Below are 23047 nucleotides of genomic sequence, written 5' to 3'. Positions count from 1 at the left end.
TCCGGAGTTGCAAGGGGCCGCGCCATGGGTGCGGCCTTTTCCATTTTTAGTTTCAATGGCTTGGCAATTGGCAATTGTATTGCATTGTGATTGGAACCGTTAAGAATTTCACGCATCTGCACTGTCAGCTTTGAGGATTGCGGCCATTTTCCCATAAAAATACAGTCCACCCATGCGCCGATCGACAATAGCGCGCGGGGAAGAGATGGACGCGATGAAGCCAGAAGAGGAATTGCCTTTTGCCACTTTGACGGGCAGCCTCAAGGATTTCCGGGCTCCGGCAGATCGCGAACTTCTGCGCCGCGCCGAAGGCTTCTTTGCCTGGCAGGATCGGCGACGTCAGCACGGGCTTTGGCCCTATGCACGCTCGACGGAGAGCGCACCGTCGACAAGTTGCCAGGTGCGCAACGATGACGGCCAGATCTTCCAGGGGACCAACTTCGCATCGCAGGACTATCTGAGCCTGTCCTCCCATCCGCGGATCAAGGAGGCGGCGATCGCGGCCGTCGAGCGATACGGCGTACACAGTGCCGGCTCGGCCGCACTGCTCGGAAACACGGCGAACTCTCTGGCGCTGGAACGAGCGCTTTCGCAATTTCTGGATGACAGGGAGATCGTGCTCTATCCGACCGGCTGGTCGGCGGGATTTGCCGCCGTTCAGGGTTTCGTGCGTTCCCATGACCATGTGGTGATGGATGTTCTTGCCCATTCCTGCCTGCAGGAGGGCGCGCGTGCCGCGACCGGGAGCGTCCATCATTTCGCCCATCTGAGCACCGACGCGCTCCGTCGCCGCTTGCAGCGCATCCGAGAAAAGGATGCGCGCGGCGGAATTCTCGTCGTGACCGAAAGCCTGTTCTCCATGCATTCCGACGTGCCGGACTTCGCGGCCGTCCGCGCCGCTTGCGATGACCATGGCGCGACGCTGCTGATCGACTGCGCGCATGATTTCGGCTGCATGGGGCCTGACGGTCGCGGCAATCTGGCCGCCGCCGGCCTTCTCGATGCCGCCGACATCCTGATCGGCAGCTTCTCCAAGAGCTTTGCGTCGAACGGTGGCTTCATCGCGGTGAAATCGCGGGCAGGGGCGGAGTACCTCAAATACTACAGCGCCACGCAGACCTTCTCGAATGCGTTGTCTCCCGCACAGGCGGCGGTGGTCCTGACGGCGCTCGACATTGTCCGCTCGGACGAGGGGACCATTCTCCGCAACCGCTTGATGGCCAACATCCTCCACCTTCGCCACGCCGTGGAGCGCACCGGGCTTCATGCGCTTGGCTCGCCGTCGCCGATCGTTCCGGTCTTCGTCGGTGGCGAGGCGTTGGGCAGGCTGATTGCGCGACGGTTGCCCGGGAGCGGCGGTCTCGCCAACCTGGTTGAATATCCGGCGGTGCCGAAATCGGAATCGCGCTTCCGCTTCCAGGTGATGGCGGGCCACACCGCCGATGACGTCGAGCGCATGATCGCCGCCCTGGATGAGGCCGTGAAGGCGGGACGCGCGGATCTGGAACGTCTCGGCCTGTCGGCCGCGGCGCCCGCGGTCGGGACCGGGGCAGAGGAGCTCGATCCGGCATGAACGCCCCTTCCGCATTTCCGGCTTCTCGTCCTCCGGTCGCATCCGCTTTAGCGCTAAGCATCCGCAATGATGTGCGGATCGCGATTCACCTGGCCGAAATGATTGTGTCGTATACTAGCCGATACGTTGTATTGGAAAGGCGGAGATATGACCCTCGCAAACCGGCTTGATGCAGCCATTGATTGGCTGACGCCGGCGCATCTGAGAAAGGATGTGCACACGCGCAAGCGTGTCCGCATGTTCCTGATCAGTCATATGTTCGGGCCGATCACCGGTTCGCCGATCCCGATCAGTCTCTGGCTGATCGACCCGGCGCCCTGGCCGCAGGTGCCGGTGCTTGCGGCGTCGATTTTCGGGTTCTGGCTCTTTCTCGGCCTCATCAAGCTCTTTCCGCATGCCTATGCGGTGCTTGCCCACCTTTCGATCCTCAACCTGAACTTCGCAATCCTGTGGGGATCCTACCACTACGGCGGTGCCAGCTCGCCCTTCCTGATGTGGTACGTGCTGATGCCCATGCTCGCCTTCTTCTACATGGGGGCGACCGTGCTTTCGCGAATTGCAGTGATCACTCAGCTTCTGGCCGGCCTGTCGCTCTTTCTCGCGGCCTATGTCCTGTCCGGGGAAACCTTTCCTGACAACGTTCCTCTGACGAACATGGTCTATGCCGGCATGGCCTCGGCCTTCAGCGCAACCGTCTATGCCTTCTTCATGGCGAGCTACTACGCATCAGCCGTCGATAGCCGGTCCGAATTGATCCGTGAGGTCGCCCGGCACGAGCGCACGCTGGGCGAGCTCACACACGCACAGGCCGACATGGAGCGCGCCAACATCGCGCTGGAAAAGGCGAAAAATCTTGCCGAGGCACGCAATGCGGAACTGGAGGCGACCAGGGCGACACTCGAGTTCAACGCGCTCCATGATGCACTGACCGGTCTGCCCAATCGGCGCTCGCTCGATCTTGTGCTGGCACATCATGCAAAGAGATGCGCTGGGGACGGCGTTGGTATCGCGCTCCTTCATGTCGACCTCGACCGGTTCAAACAGATCAACGACACGATGGGTCATGTCGCTGGCGATGAGATGCTGATCCATGTGGCCAGGCTGATCCGCGCCGCCACCCGCCCTGACGACTTCATCGCCCGCGTCGGCGGCGATGAGTTCATCATCGTCCGCCAGGTGTCGGACGACGACACGCGTCATCTGTCCGAGCTGGCCAACGCGCTGATCGAACGAATTTGCCAGCCGGTGCCGTATCAGGGGCATCTCTGCCGCGTCGGTGCAAGTGTCGGGATTGCCGTCGCCATGGGCGACGAGGTCGATCCGAAGAGCCTGCTCGTCAACTCGGACATCGCGCTCTATCGGGTGAAGCAGCGCATGAAGGGCACCGCCGAATTCTTCTCCGAGGAGATCCAGCGCGAGATCGTCGATGCGAAGCAGACCGCCGACGATATCCTGCGCGGCATCGAGCAGAAGGAATTCATCAGCTACTACCAGCCGCAATTCTGCGCCCGGACCCACGAGATCGTCGGGGTGGAAGCGCTGGTGCGCTGGAAGCATCCGGTGCGAGGCGTTTTGGCTCCGACCCACTTCCTCGGCATAGCCGAGGACATCAACGTCCTCGACGTCATCGACCGGCTCATCCTCGAAAGTGCCACGAGGCATTTCGACCGCTGGGCGGATCTCGGTTTTGTCATCCCGAAGGTCGCGGTAAACGTCTCGGCGCGCCGTCTCAACGACCGCGGCCTGATCGAGAGCCTGAAGGCGGTCGGCATCAGGCCCGGGACCGTTGCCTTCGAACTCGTCGAATCCGTTTTCCTGGACGAGACCGACGAGACGCTCTCCTCCAACATCGAGCAGATCAAGGCGCTCGGCATCGAGATCGAGATCGATGATTTCGGCACGGGTCACGCATCGATCGTCAGCCTGCTCAGGCTGAGCCCGCAGCGCCTCAAGATCGACCGGCAGTTCGTCGCCCCGATCCTCGTCTCTCCGGAGAAGCGCCACCTGGTGTCTTCGATCATCGAGATGGGCAAGTCGCTGGGCATCGAGGTCGTCGCCGAGGGTGTCGAAACCATGGAGCAAGCACTGGTTCTGCGGGAACTCGGTTGTGACGTCCTTCAGGGGTACGCCTTTGCCAAGCCGATGCCGCTTGACGAGCTCGAGGATTTTCTGCGCGACCGCCAGCTGCGCAAGGCCTCGTGAGGGCAGGGGCGCCCTTCTTCGTCCCCCACTGATAATTGCACCATGCACCACGCGCGCGTACATCGCCGTGAGGCCGCCGAACGCGTCGGCCCCGGAGGATCTCGGCCTCCGGCGCCATGAAAACTCACTCGGATCGCTCGGGATCGCTCTTTGATGCGCAAATGTCGCGTCCCGTATTGCCCTTGCCCAAAGTGAGCGTTAAGACCCCTTGGCATCAACCCGTCAGGAGCCTGCAGTCATGTCGAACACCGATGCCTTCTTTTCCCGTACGCTTGCCGACACCGATCCGGAAATCTTCGGCGCGATCGAGAAGGAACTGGGTCGCCAACGTCACGAAATCGAGCTGATCGCCTCGGAAAACATCGTCTCCCGCGCCGTTCTCGAGGCACAGGGTTCGATCATGACGAACAAGTATGCCGAAGGCTATCCGGGCAAGCGCTACTACGGCGGCTGCCAGTTCGTCGACATCGCCGAAGAGCTCGCCATCGAACGCGCCAAGAAGCTGTTCGGCGTCAACTTTGCCAACGTCCAGCCGAACTCCGGTTCGCAGATGAACCAGGCCGTGTTCCTCGCGCTGCTGCAGCCGGGCGACACGTTCATGGGCCTCGACCTCAACTCGGGTGGTCACCTGACCCACGGTTCGCCGGTCAACATGTCCGGCAAGTGGTTCAACGTCGTCTCCTACGGCGTTCGCGAAGGCGACAACCTGCTCGACATGGACGAAGTCGCCAAGAAGGCGCGCGAAAACAAGCCGAAGCTGATCATCGCCGGTGGTACCGCATACTCCCGCATCTGGGACTGGAAGCGCTTCCGCGAGATTGCTGACGAAGTCGGCGCCTATCTGATGGTCGACATGGCCCACATCGCCGGTCTCGTCGCCGGTGGCCAGCATCCGTCGCCGTTCCCGCATTGCCACGTTGCCACCACCACGACCCACAAGTCGCTGCGTGGCCCGCGCGGTGGCATGATCCTCACCAACGACGAGGATATTGCGAAGAAGATCAACTCTGCCGTCTTCCCGGGCCTCCAGGGCGGCCCGCTGATGCACGTCATTGCCGCCAAGGCCGTGGCCTTCGGCGAAGCGCTGAAGCCGGAGTTCAAGGACTACGCAGCCCAGATCGTCAAGAATGCCAAGGCTCTCGCCGAGACGCTCAAGGCCGGTGGCCTCGACATCGTTTCGGGCGGCACCGACAACCACCTGATGCTCGTCGACCTGCGCAAGAAGAACGCGACCGGCAAGCGTGCGGAAGCCGCTCTCGGACGCGCTTACGTCACCTGCAACAAGAACGGCATCCCGTTCGACCCCGAAAAGCCCTTCGTCACCTCGGGCGTCCGCCTCGGCACGCCGGCCGGCACGACCCGTGGCTTCAAGGAAGCCGAGTTCAAGGAAATCGGTAACCTGATCGTCGAGGTTCTGGATGGTCTCAAGGTCGCCAATTCCGACGAGGGCAACGCTGCCGTCGAGGCTGCGGTTCGCGAGAAGGTGGTCAAGCTCACCGACCGCTTCCCGATGTACCCCTACCTGTAAGGAGAGCGCATGCGCTGCCCGTTCTGCGGTTCGGACGACACCCAGGTCAAGGATTCCCGCCCGGCGGAGGATAACACCTCCATCCGCCGGCGCCGGATATGCCCGGACTGCGGTGGCCGTTTCACGACCTTCGAACGCGTGCAGTTGCGTGAACTGATGGTCATCAAGAAGACCGGGCGGAAGGTGCCTTTCGCCCGGGACAAGCTGGTTCGTTCGTTCCAGATTGCCCTGCGCAAGCGCCCGGTGGACAACGAACGGATCGAGCGTGCCGTGTCGGGCATCGTGCGGCGCCTGGAAAGTTCCGGCGAGACGGAGATCTCCTCCGAAGAGATCGGCCTGCAGGTGCTGGAGGCTCTGAAGAGCCTCGATGACGTGGGCTTCGTCCGCTACGCGTCCGTCTATCGCGATTTCTCGCACGCCGAGGACTTCGAAAACCTCATCAAGGAGATCAGCGCCAAGATCTCCCGCGACAGCGGCGAGTAGTCCTTGGCCTCGGCGCCGGACGATGCGCGTTTTATGGCGGCGGCGATCCGCCTGTCTCTCTGGAATCTCGGCCGAACCTCGACCAACCCCTCGGTCGGTTGCCTGATCGTCAAGGACGGCGTGATCGTCGGACGAGGGGTGACCGCTCCCGGTGGACGGCCGCATGCCGAACCGCAGGCGCTGGCCGATGCGGGAGAGCACGCACGCGGCGCGACCGCCTACGTCACCCTCGAACCCTGTTCCCATCACGGCAAGACGCCGCCTTGCGCCAATGCGCTGATTGCGGCCGGTGTCGCCCGTGTCGTGGTGTCCGTCACCGACCCGGACACCCGTGTCTCGGGCCGCGGACTGCGGATGCTGGAGGAGGCCGGAATCTCGGTCACCACAGGAGTGCTTGAGGAAGAGGGGCGCCGGGCACTTGCCGGGTATCTCACCCGCCAGACGAAGGCGCGCCCGCAAGTGATTCTGAAGCTTGCCGTTTCAACGGATGGCATGATCGGCCGGCAGGGTGCCGGCCAGGTTGCGATCACCGGTCCCGTGGCACGTGGTCAGGTTCAGGTACTCCGCTCCCAAACCGATGCTATCCTCGTCGGCATCGGTACGGCGCTGGCCGACGATCCGCTGTTGAACGTTCGTCTGGAGGGTCTGGAAGCCTATTCCCCGATCCGCATCGTGCTTGATCGCAGACTTGAGTTGCTGCTGGATTCCAAGCTCGTGTCGAGTGCCTCGACGGTGCCGGTCATCGTCGTTGGCGACGGGCAGCCGCGCCCCGGTTATGCCGACCGAAAGGCGTCCCTTCAGGCGAAGGGCGTCGAGGTGCTCGAGGTCGACCGCCCCGAAGCATTGCTTTCCGCGCTCGCCGATCGCGGGATCTCCTCGGTACTGGTCGAAGGTGGTGCCCGGGTCGCCGCTGAATGGCTTTCCGCCGATCTCGTCGATGAGATCCATCTCTACGAAGGGAGCGGAACGGTCGGGGAGGGCGGCATCCCCTCGCCAGTCACGCCCGGCACCGTGCCGCCCGGATTCCGCAAGATCCGTTCGGCTGTTTTGGGAGGCGATCGCCTCTGCGTCTTCGAACGAGACGGTCCCTGATGACGCATCCGCGGCCCGTTTGTGGGCACGCGGACCTTCCGGCCAACCTAGCGCCAGAACAGCATGATGAGAATGATGAGCGGGATCGGAACCCCGAGCAGCCAGAGCAAAATACCGCGACCCATGATGTACCTCCTGACGACCGTTCGGCCGTGCTCCTTGTTGTGTGATCTGCGCCCCGGAACGTGACGCTCCTGCTAACAACAGGCGGTCAGGCCTTTTGTTCCCGGGGTCGGGTTTGCGGCGGCGCGGCGGCAAATTAGAACGTCGACACATGTCATTCTCCGCATCCGCCCGAAAAACACTTGCCAAGGCCGGTGCGCCGTGATTTGACCGCCCTCTGTCCGGCACTGCGCCGAAATCTCTTGAAAACCGGGGTCGAGATCATGGCTAAGAAGAAATCTGCACCGCATCTCCTCATCGTCGAAGCACGGTTTTACGATGACCTGTCCGACGCTCTGCTCGAAGGCGCCAAGGCCGCTCTCGACGAAGCCGGCGCGACCTACGACATCGCAACCGTTGCGGGCGCACTCGAAATTCCGCCGGCCATCTCCATGGCTCTCGACGCGGCCGACGAGGAAGGTGTCCAGTATGACGGCTTCGTCGCACTCGGTATGGTCATTCGCGGCGAGACCTATCACTTTGATATCGTCTCGAACGAATCCTCGCGTGCATTGATGGATCTCGCCGTCTCCGAGTCGCTACCGATCGGCAACGGCATTCTGACGGTCGAAAACGAGGCGCAGGCGTGGGCTCGCGCCCGCCGCTCCGAACTGGACAAGGGCGGCTTTGCCGCCCGCGCGGCGCTGACGATGATCGCGCTCAAGAAGAAACTGGGTAACTGAACGAATATGTCGACGGAAGAAAACCAGCCGGTAAAGACCGCGAACCAGCGGGGTGCGGCGCGCCTCGCCGCGGTTCAGGCGCTGTATCAGATGGATATCGGCGGCACCGGCGTGCTTGAAGTGGTTAGTGAATACGAAGCTCATCGCCTCGGCCAGGAGCTCGACGGCGACACCTACCTGAAGGCCGACGCCTCGTGGTTCCGCTCCATCGTGGCTGGCGTCGTGCGCGACCAGAAGGTGATCGACCCGATGATCGCCAAGGCCTTGCAGGACGACTGGGCGCTGTCGCGCATCGATTCCACCGTGCGTGCGATCCTGCGCGCCGGCACCTTCGAACTGCTGGAGCGCAAGGACGTGCCCGTTCCGGTGATCGTCACGGAATATGTCGAGATCGCCCGCGCCTTCTTCGAGGACGAGGAGCCCAAGCTCGTCAACGCCGTCCTCGACCGCATCGCCAAGCAGGTCCGCGGCCCCGCCAAGAAGTAACAGCAAGGATCACGACATGGGTGCGGCAGACACGCAAGGTTTGGACGGCCAGCTGCGTTCGGCCAAGCGCAACGTGTATATTCTCACCGCTGCCCAGGCGATTCTCGGTTCGGCCGGCCCCTTGAGTTTCGCCGTCGGGGGCCTTGCCGGCTTCCAGCTGCTCGGCGCTGACAAATCGCTGGCGACGGCGCCTCTGACCGGCTTCAACATTGGCGTCGCGATCGGCGCGGTCGTCGTTGCCGCGGCGTCCCGTTTCCTTGGTCGGCGTGAAAGCTTCATGGTCGGCGCGCTGATGGGAGCAATCGGCGGCACCGTTGCGGCCCTTGCGCTCTTCCGTTCCGACTTCTGGCTCTTCGCCTTCGGCCTGCTGTTGATCGGCCTGTCCGGCGGGTTCACCCAGAAGATCCGTTTTGCCGCGGCCGATGCGTCACCGAGCTTCTTCAAGGGCAGGGCGATCTCCTGGATCCTCGCCGGCGGCATCGTGTCGGCGATCGTCGGGCCGCAGCTTGCCATCTGGCTGAAGGACTGGATGGAGCCGGTGACCTTTGCCGGTGCCTTCATGGGCATGGTGCCGCTCATGCTGCTGGCAATCGGCGTACTCGCCTTCCTCAAGCTTCCCGATGCCGCGTCGAAGGCTGGCCCCGGTGCCGAGCCGCCGCGTCCGCTGCGCGAGATCGTCATAACCCAGCGCTTCCTGACGGGGATGATCTGCGGCATCAGCACCTACGCACTGATGACCTTCATGATGACCGGGGCCCCGCTCGCCATGGTCGTCGGCTGCGGCTTTTCGTCGGACCTCGCCACCCTCGGCATCCAGTGGCACGTCATAGCCATGTTCGCTCCGAGCTTCTTCACCGGCATGCTGATCTCCCGATTCGGCACGGAGAAGGTGGTGATCGCCGGATTGCTGATCCTGATGGTCTGCGCCGTCGTCGCGCATATGGGCGTCGAATTGTGGAACTTCTGGCTCGCGCTGGTGCTTCTCGGCATCGGCTGGAACTTCGGCTTCATCGGCGCGACGGCCATCGTCGCCTCCAGCTACCGGCCGCAGGAGGCCGACAAGGTTCAGGGCTTCCACGACATCGTCCTCTTCGGAACCGTGGCTCTTTCGTCCTTTTCGTCGGGCAAGGTTTTCTCGGCCTTCGGCTGGTCGATCATGAACCTGGTGATCTGGCCGGTCACCATCCTGTGCCTGGTTCTGGTGCTTCTCCAGCTGCGCGCCGCTGCCCGCAAAGACACAGCCTGAGCGGTCATCCCTGCGACACCGGCAGGGCTTGACGTTAATGAATCTGCAACGCAATCTCGCCGCAGTCTGGAGACCTCTGGAGGAGGGGCCGGACCGGACGTCACCGCCCGCGAGGAGTGAGGCGCGGGCAATACGGGAGGGTATTGCGAATGACAGTGCTTTTAGGCGTTATATTTTGCGGCTTGCTTTCGGTGGTCTATGCGATCTGGGCGACACGCTCGGTTCTTGCCGCCGACCAGGGCAATGCCCGCATGCAGGAAATTGCCGGCTATATCCGTGAAGGGGCGCAGGCCTATCTCGCCCGTCAATACCTCACCATCGCGGTGGTCGGTGTCGTTGTCTTCATTGCCGCCTGGATCCTTCTTTCCGCAACCGCCGCGATCGGCTTCCTGATCGGCGCCGTTCTTTCCGGTGCAGCCGGCTTTATCGGCATGCATGTCTCCGTGCGCGCCAATGTCCGCACCGCTCAGGCCTCGTCGCAGAGCCTTGCCGCCGGTCTCGACATCGCCTTCAAGTCCGGTGCGATCACCGGCATGCTGGTGGCGGGTCTCGCCCTGCTCGGCGTCTCCATCTACTTCTACATTCTGACCGTGGTGCTCGGCCATGAGAGCGGTTCGCGCGAGGTGATCGACTCGCTCGTCGCGCTCGGCTTCGGCGCTTCGCTGATCTCGATCTTCGCCCGCCTCGGCGGTGGCATCTTCACCAAGGGTGCGGACGTCGGCGGCGACCTCGTCGGCAAGGTCGAGGCCGGTATTCCGGAAGACGATCCGCGCAACCCGGCGACGATCGCCGACAACGTCGGTGACAATGTCGGCGACTGCGCCGGCATGGCTGCCGACCTGTTCGAGACCTATGCCGTCTCCGTGGTCGCCACCATGGTTCTCGCCGCGATCTTCTTCGCCGCGACTCCGTCGATCGAAATCGCCATGATCTATCCGCTCGCGATCTGCGGCGCCTGCATCATCACCTCGATCATCGGCACCTTCTTCGTCAAGCTCGGCACCAACGGCTCGATCATGGGCGCCCTCTACAAGGGCCTGATCGTGACCGGCGCATTGTCGATAGTCGGTCTCGGTGCGGCGACCTCGCTCACCATCGGCTGGGGCTCGATCGGCACGGTTGCCGGTATGGACATTACCGGCTGGAACCTGTTCATCTGCGGCGTTCTCGGCCTCGTGGTCACGGCGCTGATCGTTGTCATCACCGAATACTACACCGGGACCAACAAGCGTCCGGTCAACTCGATTGCCCAGGCGTCGGTGACCGGTCACGGCACCAATGTCATCCAGGGGCTCGCCGTATCGCTCGAATCGACGGCGCTTCCGGCGATCGTCATCGTCGGCGGCATCATCGCGACCTATCAGCTGGCCGGCCTGTTCGGCACGGCGATCGCGGTGACCACCATGCTCGGCCTTGCCGGCATGATCGTCGCCCTCGACGCCTTCGGTCCGGTGACGGACAACGCCGGCGGCATCGCCGAGATGTCCCACCTGCCGCCGGAAGTCCGCAAGTCGACCGACGCTCTCGATGCGGTCGGCAACACGACCAAGGCCGTGACGAAGGGCTATGCGATCGGTTCGGCGGGCCTCGGTGCCCTCGTGCTCTTCGCCGCCTACTCGAACGACCTGCAGTACTTTGCCGCCAACAGCGACAAGTATCCTTACTTCGCCGACATGGGTGACATCTCCTTCAGCCTCGCCAACCCTTATGTGGTGGCCGGCCTGATCTTCGGTGGCCTGATCCCCTATCTGTTCGGGGGCATCGCCATGACCGCCGTCGGTCGCGCCGCAGGCTCGATCGTGGAGGAGGTCCGTCGCCAGTTCAAGGAAAAGCCGGGCATCATGCAGGGCACCGAGCGTCCGGATTACGGCCGTGCGGTCGACATGCTGACCAAGGCGGCGATCCGCGAGATGATCGTGCCGTCGCTGCTGCCGGTTCTGGCGCCGCTCGTCGTTTATTTCGGCGTGCTGCTGATTTCCGGCTCCAAGGCCTCGGCCTTTGCCGCGCTCGGCGCATCCCTGCTCGGGGTCATCGTCAACGGCCTCTTCGTCGCGATCTCCATGACCTCCGGCGGGGGTGCCTGGGACAATGCGAAGAAGAGCTTCGAGGACGGCTTCGTCGACAAGGACGGCGTCAAGCACCTGAAGGGTTCCGATGCCCACAAGGCCTCGGTGACCGGCGATACCGTCGGCGACCCTTACAAGGACACCGCCGGCCCGGCCGTCAACCCCGCGATCAAGATCACCAACATCGTCGCCCTTCTGCTGCTCGCCATTCTGGCTGGCTGATCGGCAGCCGGGAGACATACCGACAAAAAGAAACCGCGGAAGGAGACTTCCGCGGTTTTTTGATGCCCGGATGGCGGATAACGTTACATGCCGCCGAAGATGTTCTTGACGGAGTTTGCTGCGCCGCCGCCGCCCGCGAGGATCTGCTGCAGGAAGGTGAGGTCCTTGCCGCCCGTCGGCGTGGTGCGCGAGATCATGTCGAAGACCTTGCCGTCCTTCAGCGTGTAGTTGGCGCGCTGCGAGACGATGCCATCCTTGTCGAAATAGATCGCCAGGACCTGCTGGTCCACCAGGCGCTGCTTCATGAAGGCGACGGAACGGGTGCGCTTCTGCGAGATGTAATAGAAGACTTCACCGTCGAACGTTGCCGTGGTCGACGGCGTGCCGAGCGAAAGCAGGACCTGCTCGCGGCTCGATCCGACCGGAACCAGCGCCAGCGCGTCCTGGTCGACGACATATCCGTTATGGAAGACTTCGGAGGTGGTGCAACCGGCAAGGCCACCGACCGTGAGGGCGAGCGCGAGGGCAGTGCAGCCGAGAACTTTCCTGTCCGATCTGAAATACCGCATTTCCAACCACACGTCTCCAATGTCTCTACACAAAGGCCGCCCGGAGGGGCGACCGAAAAACCTGTTGCTATACCATTGTGGCCTTTCCGGGGACGAAGCATCCGCTGTGGCAGCCCTATCGGGTCGAAACAACGGGCTGCCCGGATATGGCCGCGAGGATCGGGCCAGTTGGCAGAAACGGCATTGCAATTCACGTCTGCTTCGGTAAACCAGCTTTCGCAATCATGCAACACGACCCGAGGCAGGCGAGCCCGTTCCCTCGGCTCTTTTTGGTGAAATGGGATGGTATTCGGCTTCTTCCGGCAAAAAAAGCATAACCGGATCATCGTCGAGCGCCAGTATGCGGCACTCACCTCGACAGCCAGGACGCCGGTCTTCTATGCCGAACTTGGCGTGCCCGACACGGTGATGGGCCGTTTCGAGATGCTCTCGCTCGTCCTGATTCTGTTCTTTCGTCGCACACGGCAGTCCGCGCGCGGCGGGCAGGAGATTGCCCAGGAGATCGTCGACGCCTTCTTCGAGGATGTCGATCATTCCATCCGTGAACTCGGCATCGGCGACCAGGGCGTGCCGAAACGGATGAAGAAGCTGGCCGGCATGTTCTATGGCCGGCTCGAATCCTATGCCGATGCGCTGGACAAAGATGATCGCGGCCTGTTGGCGGCGGCCCTGCGGCGCAATATATATCCGGAAACAGGCGAGGGCGCGCCGGATCTGACGCACCTTGCCGATTGGATGATGGACGCCGAGCGCCAGCTCCGCACCGTCGATGAAGAGGTCATCGAGACCGGCTCCGTTCGGCTCGATGTACCTGGAGGTTCGCTCTGACATGAGTTCGCGCAGGAAGGATGCCGCCGACGCGGCGTTTTCTTACAAGGTCAAGGTCGGCCATATCTCGGCCAATCCCGTTCAGGTCCATGTCGAGGCCGACGCAAGGGAATGCGCGGCGCTTGCAGCGCTGTGGCGTATCGAGGCGGTGAACCGGCTCGCTGCCGACCTGCAGATCAACCGCTGGAAGAAGGACGGTATCCGTATCAAGGGACATGTGACCGGCGAGATCGTCCAGGCCTGTGTCGTCACCCTCGAACCCGTGGTGTCGGTGATCGAGCAGGACATCGATCAGATCTTCGTACCGGAAGGATCCAAGCTGGCGCGCATCGTCACCGACGAGGCCGGCGAGATGGTTCTCGACCCCGATGGTCCCGATCTGCCGGAGAGCTTCGTCGGCGACACGATCGATGCCGGAGCGCTTGTCGCGGAATTTGCTGCACTCGCAATCGATCCCTATCCGAAGAAGCCGGGCGTCGAGTTTGCCGGCCATGTCGAGAGCGAAGCGAAGGATGATCGCAAACCGTCGCCGTTTGCTGTGCTGAAGGACTGGAAAAAGGACTGAGCACGCCCGGAGCCACGGTGAAATGGGTTGTGCGGCACGGCAAAACCGGTATTTTGGCCAAAATTTCGCCCGGCAGCGAAAAAGAAGGATCAGGTGTAAGTGATCAGAATTTCTCTTGACGTCATGGGAGGCGACTTCGGTCCCGAGGTCGTCATTCCCGGTGCTGCCAAGGCGCTGGAACGCCATCCCGACATCGAGTTCGTCTTGTTCGGCCAGCAGGAGCGCTGTCTCCCGCTGATCGCCCAATACCCGAAACTCAAGGAAAAATCGGTCTTCCATCACTGCGAAGTCGCGGTCGGCATGGACGAGAAGCCGAGCCAGGCGCTGCGCCGCGGCCGTTACATCTCCAGCATGTGGCGCTCGATCGAGGCGGTGAAGACCGGTCAGGCCGACGTCGTCGTTTCGGCTGGCAATACTGGTGCCCTGATGGCTATGGCCAAGTTCTGCCTGCGCACCATGGCGACCATCGAACGCCCCGCGATCGCCGCGATCTGGCCGACGCTTTCGGGCGAAAGCATCGTTCTGGACGTGGGTGCGACAATTGGCGCAGATGCCCAGCAGCTTCTCGATTTCGCCCTGATGGGCGGTGCCATGGCGCGCGCTCTCTTCGAAGTCGAGCGCCCGCTGGTTGGCCTGCTCAATGTCGGCGTCGAGGAAATCAAGGGCCAGGAAGAAGTCAAGGAAGCCGGTCGCCTGATCCGTGAGGCTGGCCTCGACACCATTGACTATTATGGTTTCGTCGAGGGCGATGATCTCGGCAAGGGAACGGTCGACGTCGTCGTCACCGAAGGCTTTACCGGAAATATCGCCCTGAAGACCGCCGAAGGCACCGCACGCCAGATCGCCGAATATCTGAAGGCCGCGATGTCGCGCACACTGCTGGCCAAGCTCGGCTACCTGCTTGCCAAGGGCGCCTTCGACCGCCTTCGCGAGAAGATGGACCCGCGCAAGGTCAATGGCGGTGTGTTCCTCGGCCTGAACGGCATCGTCATCAAGAGCCACGGAGGCACCGATGCCGAGGGCTTTGCGGCTGCGATCGACGTCGGCTACGACATGGCCCGCAACGGGCTCACGCAGAAAATCGAAAACGATCTAAAAAAATATCATGCACGGCATCCGTCTTCGGCGGGTCCGGAAGCGGCATGAATCGACGGGGTAGGAAGACACAATGATCCGTTCTGTTGTTCGCGGTTTCGGGGCGGCGCTCCCGAAGCGGGTGATGACCAATCGCGACCTGGAAGACCTGGTGGAAACCTCGGACGAATGGATCGTGCAGCGCACGGGCATCCGTCAGCGCCACATCGCGGGCGAAGGTGAAACAACCGCCTCGCTCGGCGCCGAAGCCGCGCAAAAGGCGCTCGATAATGCCGGACTGACGATTGCCGATATCGATCTGATCATCTGTGCCACCTCGACGCCGGACAACACCTTTCCGGCCACCGCCGTCAACATCCAGAACCGTCTCGGCATGCATCACGGTTTCGCCTTCGACGTCCAGGCGGTCTGCTCCGGCTTCGTCTACGCAATGTCGACGGCCGATCTGCACATTCGTGGCGGCATGGTGAAGCGCGTGCTGGTGATCGGCGCGGAAACCTTTTCCCGCATTCTCGACTGGACCGATCGCACGACCTGCGTGCTCTTCGGCGACGGCGCCGGCGCACTCGTCCTGGAGGCATCGGAAGGCGAGGGCACCAATGCCGACCGCGGCGTGCTGACCTCGCAACTGCGCTCCGACGGCGTCCACCGGGAAAAGCTCTATGTCGACGGCGGTCCCTCGACCACCGGCACGGTCGGCCATTTGCGCATGGAGGGCCGCGAGGTCTTCAAGCATGCCGTCGGCATGATCACCGACGTTATCGAAGCTGCCTTTGACGCAACCGGGACGACCGCCGGCGATATCGACTGGCTGGTGCCGCATCAGGCGAACCGCCGCATTATCGACGGTTCCGCAAAGAAGCTCGGCATTCCGCTCGAAAAGGTCGTGGTCACTGTCGATCTGCATGGCAACACCTCGGCGGCCTCCATTCCGCTCGCACTTTCGGTTGCCGCCGGTGACGGACGGATCAAGAAGGGCGATCTGGTGATGCTCGAAGCCATGGGCGGCGGCTTCACCTGGGGTGCCGTCCTTGTGCGCTGGTAGTGGCCGGCGCGAAATAAAGGATTTTTAACAAGCGCTTGACCGTCACGCGCAAGGGCAATACTCTCTGGCGAATTCAACAAGATCATTGATTTAAGCGGACGAGAACCATGGCCGGCAAGACAGTGACGCGAGCAGATTTGGCGGAATCGGTATTTCGCAAGGTCGGGCTATCGCGGACCGAATCAGCCGAGCTGGTCGAGACGGTGATCGATGAGATCTGCAACGCCATCGTCCGCGGCGAGACCGTCAAGCTGTCGTCCTTCGCGACGTTCCAGGTGCGTAGCAAGAACGAACGTATCGGCCGCAATCCGAAGACCGGCGAGGAAGTGCCGATCTCCCCGCGGCGCGTGATGACCTTCAAGGCATCGAACGTGCTGAAGCAGCGGATCCTCCGGTCGCACCTGCAGCGCAAGGCGAAGCAGAAGCCGCAGAACCCGGCCAGCTGACGCCGAAAAGCGTGGAGTGCTGCGGCGAGCTTGTCGCGGCGCTTGAAAGTTCCAGCGCAAATCGTTGAAATGGCCGGCGAGTCGCGGCGACCGTGCCGCTTACCCCATGAGGAGCGGCAAGATGCAGTTGGACAAGAGCCCTGATGCCTTTCGCACCATCAGCGAGGTCGCCGACGATCTCGACCTGCCGCAGCACGTCCTGCGCTTCTGGGAGACCCGCTTTCCGCAGATCAAGCCGCTGAAGCGTGGCGGCGGCCGCCGCTATTACCGCCCCGACGACGTCGAGTTGCTGAAGGGCATTCGTCACCTGCTCTATGATCAGGGCTACACCATCAAGGGCGTGCAGAAGCTCCTGAAAACCAACGGCAACAAGTTCGTCATGGCGATCGCCAGCGGCGATCTCGCCACCATGGAGGCGCTGGTCGCGGCGGGGGCCGCCAAGGGCGACGATCCGAAACTCGGCCCGCCCGAGGAGGATCAGATCGTCGGTCGTCCCAAGGCCAAGGTCAGCGGGCGATTCTTCGGCTTCGGTGGCGGCAGCGACGACGACATGCCGGAAATATCGGTCGGCAAGGGCTCGGCGGTCGGCAAGGAGGACAGGGCGCTCCTGCAGGAAGCCCTCTTCGATCTCCTCGAATGCAAGCGCCTGCTCGATCAGGTTCGGTGACGAGACGCGGCTTGTCCGCAATTTCTCCGCTTTTCCCCCTTGCGTGTGCGTGACCTTGCCATTAAGGAGAACGTGCTTTGCAAGAAGCAGGTCGGGGCGTAGCGCAGCCCGGTAGCGCACTTGACTGGGGGTCAAGGGGTCGTCGGTTCAAATCCGGCCGCCCCGACCATTAAAATCTTGATATCCCAGCAAAATTCAAAAAACAGACAGACATGAAATACTGCCCCCGCGGGGCAGTTTCTTGTGTTTTCGTGCCTTCTTGCCCTATAAATGCTGCATCGCAGCACTATATGGAGACTTGGTCGTCGGTGGGAAGCCGGAGCGCATGGCGGCCGATGTTGCGGGAGCGAGACTTCGATTTGCAGAAGGAATGCTTTTTCCATGCGCCTCAAGATCCCCATGCCGCTGTCCTATGTGTTGCGTCGACAGAAGGCACTTCAGAAGAAGATATTGAAGGCGGCGTCCGCGGTGCCGCGCCTTGAGCCCGTGCGACAGCGGCGCACCCGTCCGTCCAGTACGCGTCTCCTAGAGATCACGGGCTTCGGCACCAATCCCGGCCACCTGCGGATGCTGGAATACGTTCCGCCGAAGCTGAAGCCGGGAGCGCCACTCGTCGTCGTTCTCCATGGCTGCCTTCAGACGGCCGCCGATTTCGACAAGGGCAGTGGCTGGAGCGGTCTCGCGCGCGACCAGGGCTTCGTTCTGCTCTATCCGGAACAGCGCCAGTCGAACAATCCCAACCTGTGCTTCAACTGGTTCAGGCCGAGCGCGGTGGCCCGTGATCGCGGCGAGCTGATGTCGATCCGCCAAATGATCGACAATGCCTGCGAGCGCCACGGCGTCGATCGGCGACGCATCTTCGTTCAGGGTCTATCTGCCGGAGGTGCTATGGCGTCTGCCCTGCTGGCAACCTATCCGGAGCTCTTCGCCGCAGGCCAGATCGTCGGTGGCCTGCCCTTTGGCGCAGCGCGCGATGCGATGACCGCGCTCTCGGTCATGAACTCCGGCGTCAGCCGTTCCGGCCGCGAATGGGGCGACCTCGTGCGCACGGTGACGCCGGAGATCGAAAGCCGTCCGCTGGTGTCGATCTGGCACGGGACGGCGGATCGCGTCGTCTCCGTGGCCAATGCCCGTGCCAGTCTTTCCCAATGGCTCGATCTCTACGGGCTGGAGGAGGGGGAGGGCAGGCTTTCGACCGCCGAGGGTCATCCGGTGAAGACCTGGTACGACGCATCAGGCCGGCCGCTGATCGAATTCTGTCTGATTGATGGAATGGCTCACGGCCTTCCGGTCCTGCCGCGAAAGTCACCCGGAGCACAGGAGGCGATGCCCTTCATGCTGGAAGGCGGTTTCGGCGCGCCACAGCATATGGCGCGCACCTTCATGGCCTCGATCTGATTTCCGGTCACCCTTAACGATGACATGAAGAGCCCGGCTTCGAGCCGGGCAATGCACTTGTGATGTCCCGGGGAGTTCGCCGGTCCCGCCAGCCTGTCAGTTCTCCTGGATCGACACCCCGTCGCGGCCGATGCTCAGTTCGACGCCCTGGGGTTTCGTCTCCTCGCGATAGACATAGGCGCCGAGGCCGATGACGACGACGGCAAGAGCGCCGATGACGAGATAGAGACCGTTGTTCCGATTCATGAAGTGCTCCTGTCTGTTGGACAGGCGGATAAATCGGTGCGGCCGAATTTGTTCCCTGGTCGGCGTGCGATTCAATCGTCGTTGGCGGCGTTCAGGTTTTCAGGGCGAAGCCCTTCATCGATGTCGTGGCGTTCCGCCAGCCGGACACCCATCCCGCCGGGAGGACAATCGCCGTCCGCGATGAAGGCGATCCCCGCCTTTTCGAGGCTGGCACGAAGCGCGAGCATGGCGCTCTGGTCGAGGCTCGCCGCACTTTCCTCTTCGACCTGGATGATCACGAAGGCGGACACGCCTGAGAGCGCCGAAACCTGGTCGACGCTCAGTCCGAGAAGCGCCCGCGCGGCGCGGATCTGTGCCGGTGTGATCATGAGTGGAAATATGGAGGAAGCGCGTGAAAAATCAATCGGGTCCCTGACTGTTCAGGATGCCAGCGCCTCGCGGTAGACGGCAAGCGTCTGCTCCACCATGGCGTCGAAGCCATAGCGGCCTTGCCGCTCGCGCGCCGCGGCGGTGAAACGGCCCCGTGTCGCGTCGTCCGAGAGTGCCCGCATGGCGGACGCGATCGGGGCGGGATCGTCGCTGTTCGGCACGAGAAGGCCGTTCACACCGCTGTCCAATACGTTTGACGCGCCGCCGACATCGGTGAGAACGAGGGGCAGGCCGGCAGCGGCAGCCTCCAGCATCACATAGGACATCGCCTCGTAGCGGCTCGTCATCACCAGCACGTCGAGCGCCTGCAAAGCCGCGGCTCCGGGCACGTCGGCGTCGATCACGACCCGATCGACCAGCCCTGTTGTTGAGATCTGCTGGCGGACCACATCTTCCAGTTCGCCGCTTCCAATGATCAACAGTCGTGCTTGAGGCACGTCGGCGGCGATTGCCGAAAATGCCGAAATCAGCCTTTCCGGGGCTTTCTGGGCGGAGAGCCGGCCGATGAAGCCGAAGACGAGGGCATCGTCGGCGAGGCCGAAGCGGGATCTGATTTCTGCGCGGCGCCCGGACGGAATGTCCCTGACACCGTTCACCACCAGCCGCAGGACGTCGTGCGGGATGCCGAGCGAAAGCGCATGGTCGTATTCGTTCTGCGAGACGGCGATCACAAAGTCGGAGAAGAAGCGGCCGAGCAGGGTTTCGATCTGACCGAAGACGAAGCGGCCCTTGGACGAGAGACTGGGATCCATCGTCCGGAAGGCATGGGGCGTATAGATGCGCGGCACATGGGGGCCGGGCAGGCGAAGCCGCGTCAGGGCGCCGGCCTTGGAGCTGTGGCCGTGGATGATGTCGAAAGGTCCTTCGCTCCGGATGATGCGGTGGAGTGCGCGCCAGCCCTCGAAATCCTTCGGTCCGACGGCCCGCAACATCGGCAGGGCGATGACCTTTTGAAGATCGAGCGCCATCAGTTCGCGCACGAAGCGGGCCTCTGCGCGAACGGGCGAATAGACCGCCGTGACGGCCTGGCCGCGGGCGGCAAGGCCGGCGCAGAGATCGACGAAATGCCGACCGGAGCCGCCACCGCTCGGTTCGAGCACTTCGAGAATGCGCAAGGGCTTGTCGTTCGCGTGCATGGGATCAGATGACCGATCCACCACGTCGCGAGGCGCGCTGGTGCCGCCATTCGAGCGCACAGCAACCCCAGACGATGCCGAGCAGAACGTAGAAGTGACGCCAGTGATCAGTATCGATGACGTTGCCGATACCAACATGACCGATGATGACGATCCAGGCGATCATCAGATGCGGCTGCCAGGGGCGGTCGCGCAGCAGCAAGCGAAAGCCCATGGCCAGCGTACAGACCATCATCGAGACATAGGAGACGAAGCCGAGCCAGCCATAGGTCGTCAGCGACTTCAGCCAGATATTGTGCTCGTCCTCCGGAAAGATCTCGCTGAACACCATCGGGCCGATGCCGAGCGGGCGTTCCATCGACATCAGGAAACCGATGCGATGACGGGCAAATCGACCGAGATGGCCGCCGTCATACTCCTTCACCAGCGTCGTGCGGTCGAGGAAGAGGTTGCGCACCTGCTCGAACTGCAGGGCGACGACCAGCGCGACGACGAGCACGAGCACCGCGGTCAGCGAGAGGAAGAGGATCTTCAGCCGGAAGGCGCCCGTGCGCTCCTTGAGCAGCAGGATGAAGACCAGCGCCACCGCGGAAAACAGGAAGAGCGCCCAGGCGGCGCGGGAGAACGACAGGAAGACGCCGAGCGCGATGATCAGCAGGCCGGCGACCTTCAACGGCGCCTGGAGGAGCTTGCCGGTCAGAAGGCCGTGCATCAGGTAGAGGGCCGGCGCGATCAGGAACGGGCCGAACACGTTCGGATCCTGGAAGGCGCCCTTGGCGCGGTCGTAAAGGGTGAAGGCTTCCGCACCCGGGAAGGCGTGGAAATAACCGAGGATGCCGAGAAGCGCGGTGATGATCGCGGCTGCCACCCAGGCCTTGAAAATCAGCTCGAGGCGCTGGTGCCGGTCTTCGATGATGGCCGCGTAGAAGACGGAGGTGAGCGCCAGGAAGGTAGAGACCGCGAGATACATCGGCCCGCCGCCAAGGTCCTTCATCACCGTCAGCGACAGGATGCCGCCGACATTGAAGACGAGGAGAAATGCGAGAAGCGGTGCGACGGCGCGCGAAATCCTGAGACCCAGCAAGAACCACAGGGCGATCTGCGTTACCATCAGCAGTTCATAAGGGGCCGGCTCCGAGATGACGAAACCCGACAGGAAGACGCCGCAGGCGACCATGCCGGAGCCGAGCAGCGTCCAGGCCGCAAGCTGCGGCCGAAATACCGGCGGCGCATGGAGGTCGACCGTGCTCAATAGGCATTTTCCGTGTTGAGCAGCCGGAACGGCGTGAGGAAGAGGATCTTCAGGTCGAACAGCAGTGACCAGTTCTCGATGTAGAAGAGGTCGTAGGCCGTGCGGAACTTGATCTTGTCGTCGTTGTCGACTTCGCCGCGCCAGCCGTTGATCTGCGCCCAGCCCGTGACGCCGGGCTTGACGCGGTGGCGTGCGAAATAACCTTCGACGACCTCCGCATAGAGCCGGTCGTGGGTCTGCGCCATGACGGCATGGGGGCGGGGGCCGACCAGCGAGAGATCGCCCCTGAGGACGTTGAAGATCTGCGGCAGTTCGTCGATCGAGGTTTTCCGGATGAAGCGGCCGACGGGGGTGACGCGCGGATCGCCCCTGGTGACCGCAAGCCGCGCGGTCGGATCGCTCATCTCCGTATACATCGAACGGAACTTCAGGACGTTGATCACCTCGTTGTTGAAGCCATGCCGCTTCTGGATGAAGAAGACCGGTCCCTTGGACGTGGTCTTCACGGCGATCGCGGTGGCAATGAAGACCGGCCAGAGCAGAACGAGAGCGACGAGGCTGAAGAAGATGTCGAAGCCGCGCTTGGCGACCGAATCCCAGTCGCGGATCGGCTTGTCGAGAATATCGAGCATCGGCACGGCGCCGACATGGGAATAGGAGCGCGGGCGGAAACGCAGGCTGTTGGAGTGCGCCGCGAGCCGGATGTCGACCGGGAGTACCCAGAGCATGCGCAGCAACTGGAGGATACGCGCCTCGGCACTGAGCGGCAGGGCGATGATCAGCATGTCGATATGGGTGAGGCGAGCGAACTCGACCAGTTCGGCGATGGTGCCGAGCTTCGGATAGCCGGCAACCACGTCCGGCGACCGGGTGGAGCCGCGATCGTCGAAGATGCCGCAGATGCGGATGTCGTTTTCCGGCTGCTGCTCGAGCGCGCGGATCAGATCCTTGGCAGGTTTGCCGCCGCCGACGACCACGGCGCGCCGCTCCATGATGCCGTTGCGGGCCCAGCGGCGAATGCCGAAGCCGACGAGACTGCGTTCGATGAAGAGGAAGGCGATGCCTGCGCCATACCAGTAGACGAGCCAGTCCCGGAAACCGAAACCGCCGTCACGGAACAGGAAGAGGGCAAGCGCGATCATCGCCGTCGCCACCGTCCAGCTGGTCGCGATACGTCCCATCGAGCGCAGCGGTGTACGCAGTACCGAGACCTGGTAGCCGTCGGCGATCTGAAGCAGCAGCACCGCGAAGCCAGACCCGAGAAGCCCGATCACGAGGTCGGTCAGGAAGCGCGACGAAGGATCGTCCGCGAGCAGATAGTGCACGGCAAGCCCGATCGCAAAAAGGCTGAGAAATTCGAGTAGCCGCAACTGGCCGGTGATGATCGAAGGGGAGTAATTCTCTTCGCGAAACTGCGCGGCGATCTGTTTCGCCAGCGGATTGATGTCCGTCTCGTCGCCAGGCGGCGGGGAAACCGCAGCGGTTTCGGAAACCTTCCTGCGCAAGGCGTCGATATCGAACTGTTCCGGCTTTTCCATCTGGTTCATCGCAATATCCCGCTTTTTCACGCGCGAGCATAAACGGGAGTTGCTAAGAAACGCTTGAGAGCCGGCTGAGAACGTCCCGCG

At 62.7% G+C, this 23047-nt stretch carries 22 protein-coding genes and 1 tRNA gene; 17 read left to right on the top strand and 6 right to left on the bottom strand.

The window, feature by feature from the left end:
• Positions 1 to 214: 214 nt before the first annotated feature.
• From HHL25_RS08165 to HHL25_RS08125, 9 genes are all read left to right on the top strand, one after another.
• Positions 215 to 1573: an aminotransferase class I/II-fold pyridoxal phosphate-dependent enzyme gene (locus tag HHL25_RS08165; RefSeq protein WP_169588923.1), complete on the top strand. Its 1359-nt coding sequence runs from the start codon at positions 215 to 217 to the stop codon at positions 1571 to 1573.
• 147 nt (positions 1574 to 1720) lie between these two features.
• On the top strand, positions 1721 to 3775 hold the full coding sequence (locus HHL25_RS08160) for a putative bifunctional diguanylate cyclase/phosphodiesterase (protein WP_169588921.1): 2055 nt from the start codon (positions 1721 to 1723) through the stop codon (positions 3773 to 3775).
• Between the two features lie 238 nt (positions 3776 to 4013).
• Positions 4014 to 5303 carry a serine hydroxymethyltransferase gene (glyA, locus tag HHL25_RS08155; protein ID WP_169588919.1) on the top strand — a complete coding sequence of 430 codons (1290 nt, stop codon included), beginning with the start codon at positions 4014 to 4016 and terminating at the stop codon, positions 5301 to 5303.
• A 9-nt stretch (positions 5304 to 5312) separates the two neighbouring features.
• Positions 5313 to 5786, top strand: a complete 474-nt coding sequence (nrdR, locus tag HHL25_RS08150) for a transcriptional regulator NrdR (protein WP_169588917.1) — start codon at positions 5313 to 5315, stop codon at positions 5784 to 5786.
• Positions 5787 to 5789: 3 nt separating this feature from the next.
• Positions 5790 to 6878 carry a bifunctional diaminohydroxyphosphoribosylaminopyrimidine deaminase/5-amino-6-(5-phosphoribosylamino)uracil reductase RibD gene (gene ribD, locus HHL25_RS08145; RefSeq protein WP_169588915.1) on the top strand — a complete coding sequence of 363 codons (1089 nt, stop codon included), beginning with the start codon at positions 5790 to 5792 and terminating at the stop codon, positions 6876 to 6878.
• 386 nt (positions 6879 to 7264) lie between these two features.
• Entirely contained in the window at positions 7265 to 7723 is a 459-nt protein-coding gene (gene ribH, locus HHL25_RS08140; protein WP_169588913.1) for a 6,7-dimethyl-8-ribityllumazine synthase, read from the top strand.
• A gap of 6 nt (positions 7724 to 7729) precedes the next feature.
• A complete protein-coding gene (gene nusB / locus HHL25_RS08135; protein WP_169588911.1) occupies positions 7730 to 8209 on the top strand; it encodes a transcription antitermination factor NusB in 480 nt (159 codons plus the stop codon).
• Between the two features lie 16 nt (positions 8210 to 8225).
• Complete coding sequence (locus HHL25_RS08130) at positions 8226 to 9455, top strand: MFS transporter (RefSeq protein ID WP_169588909.1); 1230 nt, start codon at positions 8226 to 8228, stop codon at positions 9453 to 9455.
• Positions 9456 to 9604: 149 nt separating this feature from the next.
• Positions 9605 to 11743, top strand: a complete 2139-nt coding sequence (locus tag HHL25_RS08125; protein WP_169588907.1) for a sodium-translocating pyrophosphatase — start codon at positions 9605 to 9607, stop codon at positions 11741 to 11743.
• Positions 11744 to 11826: 83 nt separating this feature from the next.
• Here the strand turns inward: HHL25_RS08125 and HHL25_RS08120 are convergent, their stop codons facing one another.
• A complete protein-coding gene (locus tag HHL25_RS08120) occupies positions 11827 to 12324 on the bottom strand; it encodes an outer membrane protein assembly factor BamE (RefSeq protein WP_169588905.1) in 498 nt (165 codons plus the stop codon).
• A 270-nt stretch (positions 12325 to 12594) separates the two neighbouring features.
• Here HHL25_RS08120 and HHL25_RS08115 point away from each other — a divergent pair, with 270 nt between their 5' ends.
• The 8 genes from HHL25_RS08115 (at position 12595) to HHL25_RS08080 (ending at position 18356) form a co-directional block, all read left to right on the top strand.
• A complete protein-coding gene (locus tag HHL25_RS08115) occupies positions 12595 to 13140 on the top strand; it encodes a ubiquinol-cytochrome C chaperone family protein (RefSeq protein WP_169588903.1) in 546 nt (181 codons plus the stop codon).
• A gap of 1 nt (position 13141) precedes the next feature.
• Positions 13142 to 13705, top strand: coding sequence for a YceD family protein (locus HHL25_RS08110; protein ID WP_169588901.1), 564 nt, complete (start codon positions 13142 to 13144; stop codon positions 13703 to 13705).
• 99 nt (positions 13706 to 13804) lie between these two features.
• The gene (gene plsX / locus HHL25_RS08105; RefSeq protein WP_169588899.1) at positions 13805 to 14851 is read left to right on the top strand and encodes a phosphate acyltransferase PlsX; all 1047 of its coding nucleotides are present in this window, start codon (positions 13805 to 13807) and stop codon (positions 14849 to 14851) included.
• Positions 14852 to 14873: 22 nt separating this feature from the next.
• Entirely contained in the window at positions 14874 to 15845 is a 972-nt protein-coding gene (locus HHL25_RS08100) for a beta-ketoacyl-ACP synthase III (RefSeq protein ID WP_169588897.1), read from the top strand.
• A 107-nt stretch (positions 15846 to 15952) separates the two neighbouring features.
• Positions 15953 to 16291: an integration host factor subunit alpha gene (locus tag HHL25_RS08095; protein WP_169588895.1), complete on the top strand. Its 339-nt coding sequence runs from the start codon at positions 15953 to 15955 to the stop codon at positions 16289 to 16291.
• A gap of 127 nt (positions 16292 to 16418) precedes the next feature.
• Positions 16419 to 16958, top strand: a complete 540-nt coding sequence (locus tag HHL25_RS08090) for a MerR family transcriptional regulator (protein WP_169589666.1) — start codon at positions 16419 to 16421, stop codon at positions 16956 to 16958.
• A gap of 92 nt (positions 16959 to 17050) precedes the next feature.
• Positions 17051 to 17127, top strand: a tRNA-Pro gene (locus HHL25_RS08085).
• 212 nt (positions 17128 to 17339) lie between these two features.
• Entirely contained in the window at positions 17340 to 18356 is a 1017-nt protein-coding gene (locus HHL25_RS08080) for an extracellular catalytic domain type 1 short-chain-length polyhydroxyalkanoate depolymerase (protein WP_169588893.1), read from the top strand.
• Positions 18357 to 18452: 96 nt separating this feature from the next.
• Here HHL25_RS08080 and HHL25_RS08075 read toward each other — a convergent pair whose 3' ends face one another.
• The 5 genes from HHL25_RS08075 to HHL25_RS08055 all read right to left on the bottom strand — a co-directional run bounded on the left by HHL25_RS08075 (position 18453) and on the right by HHL25_RS08055 (position 22966).
• Positions 18453 to 18602 (bottom strand): hypothetical protein, encoded by a 150-nt coding sequence (locus HHL25_RS08075; protein WP_169588891.1) that lies wholly within the window; start codon positions 18600 to 18602, stop codon positions 18453 to 18455.
• A 71-nt stretch (positions 18603 to 18673) separates the two neighbouring features.
• Positions 18674 to 18970, bottom strand: a complete 297-nt coding sequence (locus tag HHL25_RS08070) for a DNA-binding protein (RefSeq protein ID WP_169588889.1) — start codon at positions 18968 to 18970, stop codon at positions 18674 to 18676.
• Between the two features lie 51 nt (positions 18971 to 19021).
• Complete coding sequence (locus HHL25_RS08065; protein ID WP_169588887.1) at positions 19022 to 20167, bottom strand: glycosyltransferase family 4 protein; 1146 nt, start codon at positions 20165 to 20167, stop codon at positions 19022 to 19024.
• 4 nt (positions 20168 to 20171) lie between these two features.
• On the bottom strand, positions 20172 to 21419 hold the full coding sequence (locus HHL25_RS08060) for an O-antigen ligase family protein (RefSeq protein ID WP_246701708.1): 1248 nt from the start codon (positions 21417 to 21419) through the stop codon (positions 20172 to 20174).
• Complete coding sequence (locus tag HHL25_RS08055) at positions 21416 to 22966, bottom strand: undecaprenyl-phosphate glucose phosphotransferase (protein ID WP_169588886.1); 1551 nt, start codon at positions 22964 to 22966, stop codon at positions 21416 to 21418. Before HHL25_RS08055 ends, HHL25_RS08060 begins: the two co-directional genes overlap by 4 nt.
• Between the last annotated feature and the right edge of the window lie 81 nt (positions 22967 to 23047).

The organism is Rhizobium terricola (assembly GCF_012927355.1).
GTDB lineage: Bacteria > Pseudomonadota > Alphaproteobacteria > Rhizobiales > Rhizobiaceae > Allorhizobium > Allorhizobium terricola.
Note: the sequence above shows the minus strand (reverse complement) of the source record. Positions and strands in the feature narration are given on the sequence as shown.